The sequence below is a fragment of the Acetobacter sp. genome (assembly GCF_022483985.1).
Taxonomy (GTDB): Bacteria; Pseudomonadota; Alphaproteobacteria; order Acetobacterales; family Acetobacteraceae; genus Acetobacter.
In genome coordinates this window covers 1,690,263-1,706,999 of sequence record NZ_JAKVME010000001.1, presented here as the reverse complement: position 1 = coordinate 1,706,999, position 16,737 = coordinate 1,690,263, and the positions used below count along the sequence as shown (strand labels likewise).

Sequence of the window (16,737 nt, the reverse complement as noted above, 5' to 3'; positions counted from 1 at the left end):
AAAACCCCCTCCCAAAATTCGTCAGCAACCCAGCGGTGGGTCCGCCAGAAAGGTTCTGCTCCCAATTGGGGCAGCGCCGGATGCGAACATCGCTGCCGATACGGAGATTTCCGGTCTATGTCCGACATTCTGCCACGCGTTTCCCCTGAAGAGGCTCCTTCCGGTTTGTTGCCTGTCGAAGGGCAGGAAGGTGTGTGGCACCTTGCTCCTCCGGAGAAGGAATACGGTCATCTGTTTCCGGCCAAGGTGCTGACGGTTCATCACTGGACGGACCGGCTGTTCAGCTTCACCACCACGCGTGATCAGGCCCTGCGTTTCGAGAACGGTCAGTTCACGATGATCGGCATGGAAGTGGACGGCAAGCCGCTGCTGCGCGCCTATTCCATCGCCTCGCCGAACTATGAAGAGCACATGGAATTCCTTTCCATCGCCGTGCCGGACGGTCCGCTGACCTCGCGTCTGCGCCATGTGAAGGTGGGTGACACGGTCCTTATCGGTCGCAAGCCCGTCGGCACGTTGCTGCTCGACAACCTGCGTCCGGGCCGTAACCTCTATTTCCTGTCCACAGGCACCGGCCTTGCGCCGTTCATGAGCCTCATCAAGGACCCGGAATGCTATGAGCGTTACGAGAACGTCGTGCTGACGCACACGGTCCGTATCTCGGGTGAGCTGGCCTACTTCAATCACATCCGCCACGAGCTGCCGGAGCATGAGTTCCTCGGCGAGATGATTTCTGAAAAGCTGCGTTATTATCCGGCTGTGACCCGTGAGGACTTTGAGGTCACCGACCGCATCACCACTTTGATCGAGAGCGGCAAGATTTTCACTGATCTCAACCTGCCGCCGTTCGATCCGGAACTGGACCGCGTGATGATCTGCGGGTCGCCGGAAATGCTGGCCGACACGGAAAAGCTGCTCGAAGGTCTTGGATTTGACGAAGGCAACAACTCCAAGCCGGGCGCCTATGTTGTCGAGAAGGCGTTTGTCGAGCGGTAAAAAGCGCTGGAATGCTGGTTATGCAGAGGCTCCGGATGGTTGTCCGGAGCCTTTTTCTTTTGTGGTAATATCCGTATTTTCCATGGCCGACATTTTCATTGGTCGCGGTGATCAAGTCCGTGAACAAAATATGTGTCTGGCTAGCAGGAAAAACTTCCTGTAAATGTCACGCATGTCTTCACGTGCCCACAGTTTGACTTACATGACGGCCTTCTGGCCTCTTGTGTTGCTTGCTGTGGTTGCGCGTCTGACCTTCGGCGGAATCGCCTTCCCGTCAGCGCTGATGGACGATCCCCTCAAGAATCTTACAAAGCTGAGCATTCTTTGCGACGATCAGAGTTCATCGTCTGACCCGGACGGCCAGCAGCATCACTCCACCAATCCGGAAGATGACAGCTTTCTGCTGTCTGAGGCTTTTGAGCTTCTGGTTCTGAGTGTTGTCTTCTGTCTTTTCATCGCGCTGGTTGTCTCCGGCATCCATCAGCCCTGGATGTTCACGCCCATCCGTGGACCGCCGAGGCCAAAACGGGCCTCACTCTGCCCGCAGGGGCCTCCTGCCTGATCTGAATTGAAAGAGCCGCTCATGTGCCCCGCATGTGAGCTTTTCGTGCTGCTTGTTCAGGTTCAGTCTCATGTTTCATACTGCCCATATTTCACTCCCGTTTTGCGGGATGATGGCGGCTGTCGTCGTCATCCCGGCTACCAGCGCGTGCGCCGCGACAGAAGGTGCGGCGGCCCACCTTTCTGAGCACCACACTCTCGTTCCTGCGTCGAAAACTGGCAAAATTCCCGCCAAAACCGAACAGATTCTTGTGACGGGGTTAAACCGCTCGTCTGCTCTCACTCGTCCAACAGGCCAGACGACCTATAGCTCGGACAGACGTGATTTCGCGGATCAGATCGGCCAGAGCGTTGCGGATATGGTGGTGACCATTCCCGGCGTCAGCTTCACTCAGGGGAATGGTCCCCGTGATACCGTGGTATCCGTCCGGGGATCGGGAGACCGTCAGTCCTATGGCCTGAAGAATCTACAGGTGCTGGAGGATGGCTTTCCCATGACCCAGCCCGACGGGACTGCCCGGGCTGATCTGATCGATCCCCATGCCTATCAGGGGGTTGATGTTTTCCAGGGGCCAGCCTCCACCCTCTATGGCAATTACGCCATCAATGGCGCCATCAATTTCCATACTCGACAGGGAGCGGATATCCACGGGCTGGAACTGGGCTCCGATTTCGGCAGCTTCGGAATGTTCAACAACTATGCGACGCTCGGCTTTGGCAATAGCCGTTATGACCTGATGATCTTCGGCAGCGATGTGCGCGGAAACGGTTTCATTGCCAACAGCCGTTACAATACCTCGACGGAAAATGTGCGGCTTCGTGTCAATCTGACTTCATCCGACCGGCTGATTCTGAAATTCGTCAACAACGTCACCGATGCTTTTCTGCCGGTAAGACTGTCACTCAGTCAGTATCGCGCCAATCCCTACCAGCAGGGGTGCGCCAACGCGGCCAGCGCGGCAGCCGGATGCGCGTCCGTCAATCTGCTGGTCAATGGCCGCTATGGCGCAAAGGTAGCCATGAGTCCTGAAGCCGCCGGTCTGGGACGTTTTGACCGACGCACGGTCGTCGGTCTGCGCTGGGAGCATGATTTCAACAGCCATACAACATGGCGAAACCAGTTCACCTACGATCAACGCCACATCGATCAGCCTACCTCGCCCACGGCGTATGTCGGCCCGTATAATTCCTACAATGTGAGCAGCGACATAACCAATCATGCTCAACTCGCTGGCAGGGCATTGGAGACATTCGCCGGCGTCAGCTTTGATTATCTCGATTTTGGGTCACAGACCTACAATATCATGCCATTTGGCGGCGCAACACGAGGCGCCATGAGTTCCGAAAGCTATGGGCACCAGTGGAATCTTGGCGCCCGTTTTCAGGAAGACTGGCATTTTGCGCCGGACTGGCACATCGTGGTGGGGCTTGGTGGTACATATTCCGATATCGGCGCAACCGAAACGCTTTATGGCTATTCCGCCACAGCAAGCACTCAGCGCGCCATCACGGCCAATCGTTTCTATTTCAATCTCGCTCCGGAGGGAGCGCTGATTTACACACCATCAAAAGACTGGACGCTGCATACCCGCGTCGGCACGGCCTATGGCACACCATCATCTTCCAATCTTTTCATTACCCCGCAGGGGCAATATGGAAACAACACGCAACTGAAAAGCCAGACAAGTGTCGGAGTCGATCTGGGTGCGGACTGGCATCCATCTTCCAATATAAGCCTTCAGGCCACGGGTTTTTACGAATTTTATCAAAACGAACTGGTCAGCCAGTCTGCGGGTGTCAACACGGTTGGCTCCTATACCTTCAATGCGCCAGCGTCCGAGCATCGTGGCGTTGTTCTGGGCGTGGAGTGGAAACCGCTGCCGAAAATGCTTCCCGGCGGTCGGATCAAGCTGAGTTATACATACGATAATCAGGTTTACACCAATTACAGCGAGGTTCTTTCCAACAGCACGCTTTCACGCAGTTTCAGCCGTAAAGGTCATTATATTCCCGGGGTCATTCCCAATTTTCTCAATGCCCGCTTTCTCTACGACCAGCCTGAAGGTCCACTGGAAGGACTGGGCGGATATGCGGAAGTTACCTGGCGGGATTCCTACTGGCTTGATAACGCCAATCGTCTGAAAGCGCCGGGTTATGCGCTGCTGAATCTTGAAGTGCATTATGATCCGCCAGTCCGGTTCGGCTGGGCGCATCGGCTGCACTGGTATTTCGAGGTGCAGAACGTCGCAAACCAGACCTATGTCGCAGGCGCCACCAACATCAGTGACAGCCTGCAAGCCAACGGCCAGCAGTCTGGTGCCGCCACACTCATGAACAGCACAGGCTCCATCTACGCAGGCTCGCCCCGCGCGTATTTCGGCGGCGTGCGGATCAGATTCTGAAGGAGATCGCCATGATCACGCACGTTTCCGCGCTCTGGCCAGACCATCGTACCCTCTGGCGGTGGCACTTCTTCGCCGGGCTGTTCTGTCTGCCTTTTGTGGCCTTTCTGTCTCTGACCGGAGCGGTTTATCTCTTTAAACCGCAGATTGATGACTGGATCGACTGGCGATATGACCATCTGCCCATGGTCCTGTCGCCCTCTCCCGAGCGTGACGTTCAGACGGCCCTGTCGGTAGTGCCTCAAGGCTCTTTTCTGGCTTATGAACTTCCTCGCACACAGCACAGCGCGGCGCGTGTTCTCGTCATCAGGCCGGACGGGCAAGCCGTCCGCGTGTATGTCGACAGGAATGCTCATGTCGTTCTGAAAACCGTTCCGGAAGAAAAGAGATTTGAGAGGCTGGTCTTTCGGCTGCACGGCCAGTTGCTGCTGGGCAATGTGGGTTCCGTCATTATGGAAATGGTTGCCTCATGGACCATTGTTCTGGTCGTGACAGGTCTGCTGCTCTGGTGGCCACGGTCTCATAGCGGACTGGCAGGCGTCATTTACCCCCGTCTTGGAGCGAAGGGGCGGACCCGCTGGCGGGATTTACATGCCGTAACCGGTGTCTGGACATCACTCTTTCTGGTTCTGTTTCTGGTGTCAGGTCTGCCCTGGTCCTTCGTCTGGGGGCATGCCCTGCAATCAGTCGAAAAGACGGTTGGCCGTCTGACGTCCGTCAAGGACTGGGAGATTGGCGCGGTTCCTGCCGCCACAGTCATTGCCGGGCACCCGGTGGAGCCATCACAGACGCGTTCAAAAGGCACCATGGATATGCCCGGTATGGATATGCCGGACGCCTCAGCCCTTCTTCCTGAAAAACATCTTTTGAGTGGTCTGGACGCTGTCGCGCGGACTGCCGCCACTCTTTCCCTGTCTGCTCCGGTGATCATCACGCCGTCAGGCTCTGTCTGGACCGTTCGCTCGGATACGCAGAACCGACCCCTGCGAGAGAGTGTTACGGTCACATCCGGCGGGCATGTGATGGCGCGGACCACGTTCGCCGGAAAAGGTCTGATGGACCGGATAATCGGCTATGGTGTGGCCGCACATGAGGGGCAGCTTTTCGGCTGGATGAATCAGGTCATCAATCTTATGGTGGCGTCCGGCCTGCTGCTGATGAGCGGAACCGCGACATTTTTATGGCTCAGACGCAGACCTGTCGGGAAGCTGGGGGTTCCACCAGCCTTGCGCTCTCAAAAACATGGAATTGCTGGAATCGTAATCCTTGTTGTTCTGGCGGTGTTTCTGCCTGAACTCGGTGCATCGCTGCTCGTTCTGGCTCTCGCGAGCCGGATGTTCCAGAGATTATGCCCGACCTGACGTCAGGATGACGGTAGAAGTCGTCTGAGTTCGCTGGCAATCTGATGGGCACTGGCATCAACGGGGATCATGCCGACCAGATGGTTTTGCCCATCCATCAGGTAAAGAAGCGAGCTATGATCGACAAGATAGCCTGAGCCACTGGCGGCGTGGCGCTGTGCCGAAACATGAAACGCACTCATGACAGGCTGGAGCTGGGCTTCGGTTCCTGTCAGGCCGACAATGCGGCTGGAGAAACGCTGGACGTAATCCCGCAGGACTTTTGGAGTATCCCGCTCAGGATCGACCGAGATGAAAACCGGAGTGACTTTTTGCGCCTGTCCGCCGAGTTCCTCCAGTGCCACTGACAAGGTTGCAAGCGTCAGAGGGCATACATCAAGACAATGCGTGTAGCCAAAATAAAGAAGCGTATAACGCCCCTGAAAACTGGCCTGTGTGACGGTCTGTCCCTGTTCGTCAGTCAATGTGTAAGGACCACCGATCTGCGTATGGTGTTGAGACGTCAGAAATGTTCTCAGCCCTGCGGCCCCGGCGAACAGGATCAGCACGACGCCGAGCACGGAAAGAACCATTTTCCGCTCGTGTTGTCTCGAAAGAGAGGCTTTCCCGGCAGAGGTGGCTTTTGAACGGTTCTTCTGCTTCATGCCGGGATTGTAGCAGACATGGTCTGAACTTTCATTACACTATGACCATCCTGACGTCATGGCGGTCCGGTGAGGATGATAAAGATATAGTCGGCATGATGCCCCACCAAACCAGCTTTCTGCGTCATGGCTATGGACGGATTTTTCCTTTCATAGCTGACAGCAGAGTCTGGCGACCAGCAGCGCCACTCCGCCCAACACTCCAAGCGACAGAGTAACAACCGCCATTACACGCGGTCCGGCAGCCAGCACATTCCGTAAATCAACGCCAAGCCCCAGCGCCGCCATGGCGACAAGTGTGAGCATGCCGCTCATCATGTGGAGTGGCGCAAGCAGAACGTGTGGAACCAGATCCAGCGAGCGTGCCGTCATCAGCCCCATGAAAATCAGAATGAAGGGCGGTAGAAAACGGCTCAGGCAGGAACGGGGCTTTGCGTCGCACAGTGGAAGCCGCCGCGTGTAAACCAGCGAACTCACCGCCACGACCGGACCGAGCATCAGCACGCGGACCAGCTTGACCAGTGTGCCGATCTGTACGGCTGTCGCGCCCATCGGACCAGCGGCGGCAAGCACCTGCGGCACAGCATACACTGTCAGACCCGCCATGACGCCACCAGCCGTCTGTGTCAGGTGAAGGGCGTGGGCCACTACAGGCAGACACATGACCACCACAATGCCCAGAACGGCGGTGAAAGCCACGGCGATGGCGGCTTCATCACTGTCCGCGTCGATGGCGGGAGCGACTGCGGCGATGGCGGAGTTGCCGCAAATGGCGTTTCCGCAGGCGATCAGCAACGCCATTCTGGGCGGTAGCCCAAAAGCACGCCCCAGCAGCACGCCAGTTCCGATCGCAATGCCGACAGTCCCCACAATGCCGAGAATGAGAGCAGGACCGGCTTTCAAAACCATCTCCACGCTGATCGCAGCCCCCATCAGGGCGACGGCTGTTTCCAGCAGGGTATGAGCGGAGACATGGATGCCACTCTCAAAAACGGTTGACGGCTTCCACAGCGTACGGAGCACGGCGCCAGCCAGAATGGCGAGCACAAGACTTTCGATCCATGCCGAACCAGTCAGAAACCGTTCCGTCTGTTCAAGGAGTATGGCGCATCCGGCGACGGCCATGCTGAGCAGAAGACCGGGAATTGTACGAAAAAGGCGAGGTGTCTGTTTCATGCTGCGAAGATCGCGCCACATGAATGACAAATCCAATGGATTGATATAGTCAATTCAACAAAGTAAATCTATTGAATGACCCTCGAACAGCTCCGTATCTTCGTCACAGTGGCAGAACTGCTGAACATGCGGGCTGCGGCGGAAACACTCCATCTCTCGCAGCCCGCTGTCAGCGCCGCAATCGCCGCGCTGGAAGAGCGGCACGCGACGCGTCTTTTCGACCGTGTGGGACGCAGGCTTGAACTCAACGACGCGGGGAGGGTGTTCTTGCCTGCCGCACGGAATGTGCTGTCCAAAGCGGCGGACGCGGTGCAGGTGCTGGATGACCTGTCAGGGCTTTTACAGGGCGAATTGCGGATCGCTGCCAGCCAGACAGTGGCGACCTACTGGCTGCCGGGCTTCCTGACACGGTTTGCCGTGCAGTACCCTGCCATCACGCTGAACTTCCGTGTCAGCAATACCATGCAGGCGGCTGCGGCCGTGATGGAAGGGCAGGCTGATCTGGGATTCGTGGAAGGCCGGATCGATCAGGCGTTTCTGTTGCACAAACAGCCGGTGGCCACCGATGATTTCCGCCTTTATGCGGCGCCCGGACATCGGCTTTTCGGCCAGTCCCTGACCCGACAGGACCTCGTGGACGCGCAGTGGGTGCTGCGGGAAGAAGGTTCCGGCACGCGGGATCACCTCGCACGCTGTCTGCAAACGCTCTTCCGGCTTGATCTGACCGACCTCGATATCCGGCTCGTGCTGCCTTCCAACGAAGCGGTGCTGGAAGGTGTGGCCAGTGGCGGGCTGATCTCGGCCGTGTCCGATCTTGCTGCTGCCTCACGTGTGCGGGCAGGGCTGGTGGAGGCGCTGGATTGCACGCTTGAGAAACGGAATTTCCATATGCTGCGCCACCGTGAGCGTCCCTTGAGCCGTGCGGCGCAGGCGTTCGTGGCGATGCTGTAGACGCATTTCCTTCCCGCAAAGAAGCTCCGTCGCTCTGGTGTGGTTGTTTCCGTGACCCACACAAGGCATCTTCAATCCAACAGTGTGATGAAACCGGACGGAGAGCAGGGACATGCCCGACAGGACAGAATACGACGTAGACCTTCTGGTCATCGGCGCGGGGTCGGGCGGTGTTCGCTGCGCGCGGATCGCCGCGGGACATGGCGCGAAGGTGGCGGTGGTCGAGAGCCGTCACTGGGGCGGCACCTGCGTCAATCTGGGCTGTGTGCCGAAGAAGCTGATGGTGCAGGCCAGTGAATACGGCAATTATGTCGAGGACAGCCACGGATTTGGCTGGAGCACGGAGCAAGGCTCGTTCGACTGGAGCAGGTTGATAGCCGCCAAGGACAAGGAAATCTCGCGTCTCAACGGCATCTATGTCTCGATGCTGGAAAAGGCGGGTGTGAAACTGCTGACCGGTTTTGCCAGCTTTGAGGACGCGCATACCATTCTTGTCACGCCATCGGAACTGGCTCCCGATGCGAAGCCGGAGCGGATCACGGCGAAGCAGATCGTCATTGCGACGGGATCGACGCCTTCGAAACTGGACATCGAGGGTTCTGAACTGGCCATCACGTCTGATGAAGTCTTCGGTCTGAGAGAGATGCCGGAGCGCGTCTGCATTATCGGCAGCGGCTATATCGGCATTGAATTCGCTGGCATTTTCGCAGGGCTCGGGGCGCAGGTTGATCTGGTCTACCGTCAGACGCTGCCTCTGCGTGGATTCGATGAGGATCTTCGGGAGGCCCTGCATGAAGCGATCAGCCAGCGCGGCGTGACACAGCATGTGCAGGCCAGCCCGACGCGCATCCGCAAGGAAGGTGAGGCTCTGGTCGTCACGCTGGACAATGGCGTGGAACTGACGGTCGATTGTGTGCTGATGGCCACAGGGCGTCACCCGAAGAGTGGCAGGCTTGGGCTGGAAAACACCCGCGTCCGCCGGACGGCGGAGGGGCGCATCGAGGTTGACCGGCACTTTGAAACGGCTGAACCCGGCGTGTTCGCCATTGGCGACGTGACGAATCACCTCAACCTGACACCTGTCGCGATTGCCGAGGGGCATATTCTCGCGGACCGGCTGTTTGCGGATCAGTCCCGCGAGTGGTCGTTCGACACCACGCCGAAAGCGGTATTCTTCACGCCGCCGCTAGCCAGTGTCGGTCTGTCCGAAGCCGAGGCCGCCGAAAAGGGCGTGGTGGACGTGTATGTGTCGAAGTTCCGCCCGATGCGCCATACGCTCAGCGGTCGTGAGCGGCGCACGCTGATGAAGCTGGTCGTGGATCAGGCCACCCAGAAGGTGGTTGGTGTGCACATGCTGGGCGAGGACGCGCCGGAACTGATGCAGGGGCTGGCCATTGCCGTGACGGCGGGATTGCGGAAGGCTGATTTTGACCGGACGATCGGCATCCATCCAACCTCGGCGGAAGAATTTGTCACCATGCGGACGCGGACGCGCGTGGCTGGAGATTGACGGGTTTTTCCTGCTTTATGGCGCATTCTTTCCCGATTGACGGGCTTGAGTAATTCGTTACGAATAAGCTACGTATAGGCAAGGTCAGTGTCATCTCATAATGAGATGAACGTCTTGATGTGTGTTCCGCAGGCAGGGTGTTCCCACAGGCTCTGTCGGACGCTCACACCATAACGATCAAGCGTGAATGAGGCAGGGGGCAGCGAGCGTTTATGAATATACAGTTTTCCTCGTTCGCGGGGCATGCCCCGTATCGGCAGGGTCAGGTGGCCATGCCACTGAAATCCCGCTTCTCCGGGGCGCTGACTGCTGTTTCTGTCGGTGCGGTCGGGCTGCTTGCCACCATGCCGGCGTTCGCTGAGGAGGCCGCTGCACCGGCCCCGAGCATCGACACGGGCGACACGGCCTGGATGCTCGTCAGCACGGCGCTGGTGCTGATGATGACCATTCCGGGTCTTGGCCTGTTCTACGCCGGAATGGTTCGCAAGAAGAACGTGCTGGCGACTCTCATGCAGAGCTTCGCCATCTGCTGCATCATCACGATCGTCTGGATGGTGGCGGGCTACTCTCTCGCCTTCTCGAATGGCACGCCTTATGTCGGCGGCCTGTCCAAGGCGTTCCTTGCGACACTGGGCGAGCATATCAGCAAGGGCGCGGACATCCCCTTCACGATTGGTGAGGGCACCGCTTCCGCTTCGACCATGACGATCCCTGAGAGCATCTTCATGATGTTCCAGATGACCTTCGCCATCATCACCCCTGCGCTGATCGCGGGCGCTTATGCCGAGCGCATGAAGTTCTCGGCGGTATGCCTGTTCAGCATCCTGTGGTCGCTGATCGTTTACGCTCCTGTTGCCCACTGGGTCTGGAGCCCGCTCGGCTGGCTGGCCGGTATGGGTACGCTGGACTTCGCTGGCGGCACGGTCGTTCACATCAATGCCGGTGTCGCCGGTCTGGTGTGTGCGCTGGTCCTCGGCAAGCGCCGTGGCTATGGCACAGAAGACCTTGCGCCGTTCAACCTGACTTACGCCGTCATCGGCGCGTCCCTGCTGTGGGTGGGCTGGTTCGGCTTCAACGCAGGCTCCGCTGTCGGCGCGAATGGCCGTGCGGGCATGGCGATGGCCACCACACAGATCGCAGCGGCTGCGGCTGGCGTGTCTTGGATGGTCGCCGAGTGGTTCCGCACGGGCAAGCCGACGGTTCTGGGCATCATCTCCGGTGCTGTCGGTGGTCTGGTGGCCATTACGCCGGCGGCCGGTTTCGTGCTGCCGGGTGGCGCGCTGGCCATCGGTCTGGTCACGGGCGTCGTCTGCTACTGGGGTGCGACATCTCTCAAGCACATGATGGGATATGACGACAGTCTCGACGCCTTCGGTGTGCATGGTGTCGGTGGTATCGTCGGCGCCCTGCTGACGGGTGTCTTTGCCTATGGTCCCCTGTCCGCGACGGACGCCAATCCGACAGGCACGTCCGGTTCGCTGCACCAGCTTCTGGTGCAGGCCGAGGCTGTCGGCGTGACGATTGTCTGGTGTGGCATCATGACATTCATCCTGCTGAAGGTAGTGGATCTCATTGTCGGTCTGCGTGTTTCCACGGAAGCCGAGCAGGAAGGTCTGGACGTTGCGCTGCATGGCGAACGTATCAACTGATCCCTGTTTGACCGGATGATATGGAGAAGGGGCGGATCGGCTGATCCGCCCCTTTTTCGTTGGGGTTCTCCGGGCTTGTATGATGACGCATTCTGGTTTCTTGTGAGTGCGGATGCTGTGCCGTGCGGGCGCGGCATCACCGTCAATTCTGTGATGTAAGGATAGCCGATGGGCTTCAATCGTTCCGTTCGTACGGTGACTGCTTCGCTTGCTCTTCTGGCGGCGGGTGCAGCGTGGTCTGTGGTGGTGCCGGGTGAGGCGCATGCCGCTGTGACGGCCAAGGAGTGCCACGCGAAATTCAAGGCGGCGAAGGAAGGCGGCACTCTGGCCGGTCAGAGCTACAAGGAGTTCAAGGCCGCTCAGTGCGCCGGGGCCGAGGTCGAGCCGGAGGAGAAGAGCGAGACCCCGGCTGCTGCATCGATCGCCGCACCGGCTGCCGCGACTCCGGCGGCTGCCTCCGCAGTCGACACCAAGTCTGAAAGCAAGGACAAAACAGCCAGCAAGGCATCGACCTACTCAGGAAATGCCGTATTCCCCAGTCAGGTTTCTTCAAAATATTCCTCCCTGTCCGCAGGGAAGGCCCGCATGAAGACCTGTCTGGACCAGTATCACGCGAACAAAGCCTCTGGCGGCAATGGCGGTCTGAACTGGATTCAGAAAGGCGGCGGTTATTACAGTGTCTGCACGAAGCGTCTGAAAGGCGAATAATCCTTTCTCTTCTCTGTGTTTTTGCAGGAAGCCGCCCTTCTGAATGGGGCGGCTTTTTGTTTTTTGCCCCTGTTTTTTTAAAGGTTTGGAAAGGGATGTATCCAAAAAATTAGTTATTGGAACCAATAATTGGACCCTAGGAAATTTTTTTTGAGTGCAATCAAAAGGTTGCGCTGTGACTGGGGGAAAATATGAGCACCATGGACGTCACTTTAGCCAATGAGAGTTTAACCTCGAATGTTGCGAGCGCGACAATCGAAAGCGGGGGCCGACTTAATATCTCATCTGGTGGCGTGGCGTCCTCCGTTACGGTCATGAGTGGTGGTCTGCTTTTTGTCGGCAAGCAGAATGATACGTCAGATGCGCCCGGAGCACAGGGAGTTGTCAGTGGCGGCGTTGTTTCGGCTGGCGGCACCCTGACGGTCTATGGTGGCGGCCTTGTCGAAAATGTGCTGGTCAACTCAAGTAACCTTCTGGTGTCCAGTGATGCCGTCGTCAGCGCTCTTACGCTTGCGTCCGGCGTTACGGAAACTCTCTATGGAGTGGATTCAGGCGCAACCGTGCAGGAGAATGCCGACCAGAGCATTCAGGCGGGTGGAAGCGCCGTTTCCGCGACCCTGCAACATGGAACGCAGGATATTGGCCAGGGCGGCACAGCGATTTCGACCACTGTCATTGGTTTCGGTTCGGGCCACGGTGCTGACGGCGGCGGTCAGAACATCAATGCCGGTGGCTTTGCGTCCCATACCATCGTCACGAATTATGCAACCCAGCTGATTACAAGTCAGGCGTCCGCGACCGATACCATCCTGACCAACGGTGGCGTGCAGGAAATTGATGGCGGCGGTTCGGCAACCAACACGACTGTCAGCAGTGGCGGCTTCCTTGATGTTACGGAGGGAGGGTTTATCTCCGGCGCCACGGTCTCAAGCGGAGGCACGCTGAGCGCCACTGAAATTGACGGCTCCAGCACGACTGTCGCTGACGTAACCGTTTTAAGCGGCGGCTCGATAGCTCTGACGGGAGTAGGGGTCACTGTAACGGGACTTACGCTTCAGAGCGGCGCCGGCATCCAGCTTTTGAGCTTGGACGACACTACTCATTCAACGACTTTGTCTGCTTCCGGAAATACCCTGACTGTTTCGGGGTATTATAACGGTTCTGCTGTTACTCAGGTTTTTTCGTTTGCCGGAACGGCTGGAACCATCACGGCTGAAGACTTCAGTCTGGCGCAGGACGCAAACGGTACTACCCTGAATTATGCCGCTTGCTATTGCTCCGGCACGTTGATCGCCACGAAAGATGGTGAAGTTCCGGTCGAACAACTGAAAATCGGTGATATGGTGCGCACGGCGTCGGGCACCCTGAAAAAGATCCGCTGGATTGGTCGCCGCAGCTATGGCGCGGAGTTTGTCAGCAACAACCGGGGTCTGATGCCGGTGCTCATCAGGGCCGGTGCGCTTGCCGATAATGTGCCCCGCCGTGATCTGAAAGTTTCTCCCCTGCACGCCATGTATCTGGATGGCGTCCTTGTGGCGGCCAGCGCGCTCATCAATGGTGAGACGGTCATTCAGTGCGATGTGAAGGAACAGATCGAGTATTTCAATATCGAACTGGACACGCACGACCTTCTGATGGCCGAAGGCGCCCCTTCAGAGAGTTACGTGGAAGATGGCGGTCGAGGCATGTTCCACAATGCCGCTGAGTTTTACACGCTTTATCCTGATGCTGTCGCCACGCAGGCGGTTCACTACGCGCCGCGTGTCGAGAAGGGTGAGGAGGTTGTTGCAATCTGGCAGCGTATCAACGCTCGGGCACAGGCTCTGGTGTCCCGTGAAGTGGATATGGGTCAGGCAGAGACTTGCCTTCGTCTGCCGCCGGAAACGCAGGCTGAAGCCGGTCCGGTCTCGCCTTTTGACCCGGCCGACTATCGCGGAGGGCTGGATCACGCTTCCCATGACTGTGTTGGCGGATGGATCTGGAACGCAAAGCGCCCGTGTGAAAAAGCTCGGGTCGATATCCGTATCGATGGTCAGCATGTCGCCACTTTGCCTGCCGTCAATTATCGGGCTGATCTCGTTCCGGCAGGTATGGGCAATGGCTGGTCCGGCTTCAGGATGACCCTGAAAGAGCCGCTGGACTGGAAAACCTCTCACATGATCGAGGTCTTTTACAGCGGCACGGATGTACAGGTCCCCGGTTCGCCAGCGCAGCTTTCAGTGCCGGAGCAGTTTGACGGCGCATTGCGCAATGTCATCGGACGCGCCGTGAAAGATATGTCCTCTTCGACCGAACGGCGTCAGGCATTGTCATTCATTCTTGAGCAGGCCGCCCATCTTCGTCAGAAGGAAGCCGATCTGGACGGGCAGCGGGAGAAGCGGACTGCTCTTCATCATGAGCGGCGGCTGGCCGGTCGGGATGCGGCGGACATGCCGGTCATGCGGCGCGCTCTGGTGATCAGCGAAACGATGCCGCGTATCGGACATGATCCTGATGCGGCTCCCCTTCTGTCCCACATCAGGTCTCTCGCACGTCTGGGATACGATGTGACGGTCTCGACAGTGGATCATGCAGCCGTTCCGGAAACGGAAACGCTTCTGGAAGCGGAAGGCGTTTCCATTACCCGGGCTCCGCTCTACGCCTCGCCGGAAGAAGTGCTGCGGCGTCAGGCCGGATGTTTTGATCTGGTTTATCTGCGTGGATTGAGCGCTGCTTCGTCCTATGCCGGTCTCGCCCGTCGCTACATGGGGCGCGCCACGGTGGTTTATGGCACGCGCGAGCTTCAGTATCTCCGTCTTGAACGGCAGGCCGAGACAGAAGCGCGTGTCGATCTGCTGCGTGCAATCGGCAGGATGCGCACTTACGAGATCACGACAGCGCTGCTTTGCGATCAGGTGATTGTGCATTCGCAGGTTGAGGCAAACCGTCTGAAACAACTGGTTCCGGCATTGAATGTTCATGTCGTGCCATGGGAGGTCGAGCCGGAAGCCGTGGAACAGCCTGCCTCGACCCGGTCGGGTGTGGCTTTCTTTGGCTACTATGATCGGGCGGACAGTCTCGATGCGGCCATCCTGCTCGTGCGCGAGATCATGCCGCTGGTATGGGCGCGCCGTCCGGACATCAGATGTCTGCTTGCTGGCCCCGGTCAGGAAAAAGTCGTCGGTACGCTCGCTATGCCTGCGGATTCAGATTGCGGAGGCGTTGAAATCGTCGGTGGTATCGACAACCCGGCCAAAGCCCTCTTTCCGCAGGCTCGTGCCGGTGTTGTGCCGCTCAACTTCGGAGCGGGTGTCGATGGGGTGGTTCTCTCGGCGTTTGCCGCAGGTGTTCCCTGCGTGATGAGCGCCGTGTCAGCCGAAGGTATGGTCTTGCCGGGACGGTTGACGGGGCTGGTGCAGAACAGCGTCGAGGGAATAGCGGAGCAGCTCCTGAGGCTGCATGAGGAACCTGAGACGTCCGATGAACTCGGGCGCACGGAGATGCGTCTGATCCGTGAGCAGTTCTCAACGGAGACTGTGGATCGCTGTCTCGGTGAGGCTTTGGGTCTGAAACAGGCGTCCCAGCCTGTGGTCAGAATGGCAGGCTAAGAGCGACTATCTTATAATTCAGACGGGCATTTCACGTCTGACCGGTGCTGTTTGGCTGAAAACAGCACCGGGTTGTTGCAGAAACGGCCACTGCTTGAAAGTTTTTTTGAGCGTTTCTGCTCAGCCTTCATTCTACGGATTGCAGATTTCGCCGCTGCGATCGCCATCTTTCGGTCCCTGCGAACACAGGTCGTAATCCTTGCCTTCCCGGTCTGAAGGAGCGCGGTAGGCGTAAGGGTGTTTCCACGGATCAAGGGGGACGGTGCCACCCTTCAGGTAGGGACCATTCCAGTTTTCAGCGCCGGAAGGACGATGGATCAGGGCGTCCAGACCATCTTCCGTTGAAGGATAGCTGCCAGCATCCAGTTTGTACATGTCCAGTACCGTGCCGATACGGGCGATGGATTGCTGGGCGACAGAGAGGCGGGCGCCTCCAAGCTGTCGCAGGGCCGCAGGGGCGACAAGTCCGACAAGCAGGCCTAGTATTGCCAGCACCACCAGAATTTCCAGAAGGGTGAAGCCGGCATCAGGCTGGTCGGTGTGGTTCTCAACGTGTGACATTTTTATGCCAGAGCTTTCGCTGTTCGATCATGATGCGTTAGTAAACGCACCCGCTGTCTTCGGAACAGCGGGTGCGTATTAAATAAAAATGAAATGTAGGCTCGGCTGTCTGGTTGTGCCTGTCTCGGAAAAGGTCTTCATGCCAGCCCATTTGCTTGCGTGTATGGTTGCCGCTGCAATCCGCTATGATGTTCCGCCACGCGTGCTGCCCACGATATGGGAAGTGGAACGCGGTGCGAACGGCATGGTTCGTCGCAACAAGGATGGCTCCTCGGATATGGGGCTCATGCAGATCAATACCCGGTGGATCCAGCCGATTACCGAACTGACCCGTATGCCTGCCGTTCAGGTGGCCGCGCGTCTGGTGTCTGACGGGTGCTTCAATATCGCGGCTTCCGCCATGATTCTCCGGACATATCTGAATGAGACGCATGGTGATCTCATGAAAGCTGTCGGAAATTATCATTCGCATACACCCATGTTGAACGAGGCCTATCAGAAGAAAATCATCCAGCAGGCTTCGAAACTGTTTCCGGTGCAGTCAGACCCCTGATTGTTTCGGGGAGGGGTGTCTCCCATTCCGTGCATGGAATGAAAAAACATGCCATATCAGGGCAGGCGGTGAGAGAGC

Annotated in this window: 13 protein-coding genes; 10 read left to right on the top strand and 3 right to left on the bottom strand. The window is 58.0% G+C overall.

What is annotated here, in order from left to right; genetic code table 11:
• The first annotated feature begins 117 nt into the window (after positions 1-117).
• The 4 genes from LKE90_RS07520 to LKE90_RS07505 all read left to right on the top strand — a co-directional run bounded on the left by LKE90_RS07520 (position 118) and on the right by LKE90_RS07505 (position 5,320).
• Positions 118-996: a ferredoxin--NADP reductase gene (locus LKE90_RS07520; RefSeq protein ID WP_291492163.1), complete on the top strand. Its 879-nt coding sequence runs from the start codon at positions 118-120 to the stop codon at positions 994-996.
• Positions 997-1,159: 163 nt separating this feature from the next.
• Positions 1,160-1,558: a hypothetical protein gene (locus tag LKE90_RS07515; protein ID WP_291492165.1), complete on the top strand. Its 399-nt coding sequence runs from the start codon at positions 1,160-1,162 to the stop codon at positions 1,556-1,558.
• 112 nt (positions 1,559-1,670) lie between these two features.
• Positions 1,671-3,959 carry a TonB-dependent receptor family protein gene (locus tag LKE90_RS07510; RefSeq protein WP_407066070.1) on the top strand — a complete coding sequence of 763 codons (2,289 nt, stop codon included), beginning with the start codon at positions 1,671-1,673 and terminating at the stop codon, positions 3,957-3,959.
• A gap of 11 nt (positions 3,960-3,970) precedes the next feature.
• Complete coding sequence (locus LKE90_RS07505; RefSeq protein WP_291492169.1) at positions 3,971-5,320, top strand: PepSY-associated TM helix domain-containing protein; 1,350 nt, start codon at positions 3,971-3,973, stop codon at positions 5,318-5,320.
• A gap of 2 nt (positions 5,321-5,322) precedes the next feature.
• Here LKE90_RS07505 and LKE90_RS07500 read toward each other — a convergent pair whose 3' ends face one another.
• Both LKE90_RS07500 and LKE90_RS07495 read right to left on the bottom strand, forming a co-directional pair.
• Positions 5,323-5,892 carry an SCO family protein gene (locus LKE90_RS07500; protein WP_291492171.1) on the bottom strand — a complete coding sequence of 190 codons (570 nt, stop codon included), beginning with the start codon at positions 5,890-5,892 and terminating at the stop codon, positions 5,323-5,325.
• Positions 5,893-6,114: 222 nt separating this feature from the next.
• Positions 6,115-7,140, bottom strand: a complete 1,026-nt coding sequence (locus LKE90_RS07495; protein ID WP_291492172.1) for a YeiH family protein — start codon at positions 7,138-7,140, stop codon at positions 6,115-6,117.
• A gap of 75 nt (positions 7,141-7,215) precedes the next feature.
• On the opposite strand from LKE90_RS07495, the gene LKE90_RS07490 reads away from it, so the two are divergent.
• From LKE90_RS07490 to LKE90_RS07470, 5 genes are all read left to right on the top strand, one after another.
• The gene (locus LKE90_RS07490; protein WP_291492174.1) at positions 7,216-8,091 is read left to right on the top strand and encodes a LysR substrate-binding domain-containing protein; all 876 of its coding nucleotides are present in this window, start codon (positions 7,216-7,218) and stop codon (positions 8,089-8,091) included.
• A 112-nt stretch (positions 8,092-8,203) separates the two neighbouring features.
• Complete coding sequence (gorA, locus tag LKE90_RS07485; protein WP_291492176.1) at positions 8,204-9,601, top strand: glutathione-disulfide reductase; 1,398 nt, start codon at positions 8,204-8,206, stop codon at positions 9,599-9,601.
• A 344-nt stretch (positions 9,602-9,945) separates the two neighbouring features.
• Positions 9,946-11,250, top strand: coding sequence for an ammonium transporter (locus LKE90_RS07480; RefSeq protein ID WP_407066071.1), 1,305 nt, complete (start codon positions 9,946-9,948; stop codon positions 11,248-11,250).
• Between the two features lie 168 nt (positions 11,251-11,418).
• Positions 11,419-11,958 (top strand): hypothetical protein, encoded by a 540-nt coding sequence (locus LKE90_RS07475; RefSeq protein WP_291492179.1) that lies wholly within the window; start codon positions 11,419-11,421, stop codon positions 11,956-11,958.
• A gap of 200 nt (positions 11,959-12,158) precedes the next feature.
• The gene (locus LKE90_RS07470; protein ID WP_291492180.1) at positions 12,159-15,545 is read left to right on the top strand and encodes a Hint domain-containing protein; all 3,387 of its coding nucleotides are present in this window, start codon (positions 12,159-12,161) and stop codon (positions 15,543-15,545) included.
• A 132-nt stretch (positions 15,546-15,677) separates the two neighbouring features.
• Here LKE90_RS07470 and gspG read toward each other — a convergent pair whose 3' ends face one another.
• Positions 15,678-16,106 carry a type II secretion system major pseudopilin GspG gene (gene gspG, locus LKE90_RS07465; RefSeq protein ID WP_291492181.1) on the bottom strand — a complete coding sequence of 143 codons (429 nt, stop codon included), beginning with the start codon at positions 16,104-16,106 and terminating at the stop codon, positions 15,678-15,680.
• Positions 16,107-16,245: 139 nt separating this feature from the next.
• Between gspG and LKE90_RS07460 the strand changes: the two genes are divergently transcribed.
• Positions 16,246-16,659: a lytic transglycosylase domain-containing protein gene (locus LKE90_RS07460; protein WP_291492182.1), complete on the top strand. Its 414-nt coding sequence runs from the start codon at positions 16,246-16,248 to the stop codon at positions 16,657-16,659.
• Positions 16,660-16,737: the final 78 nt, after the last annotated feature.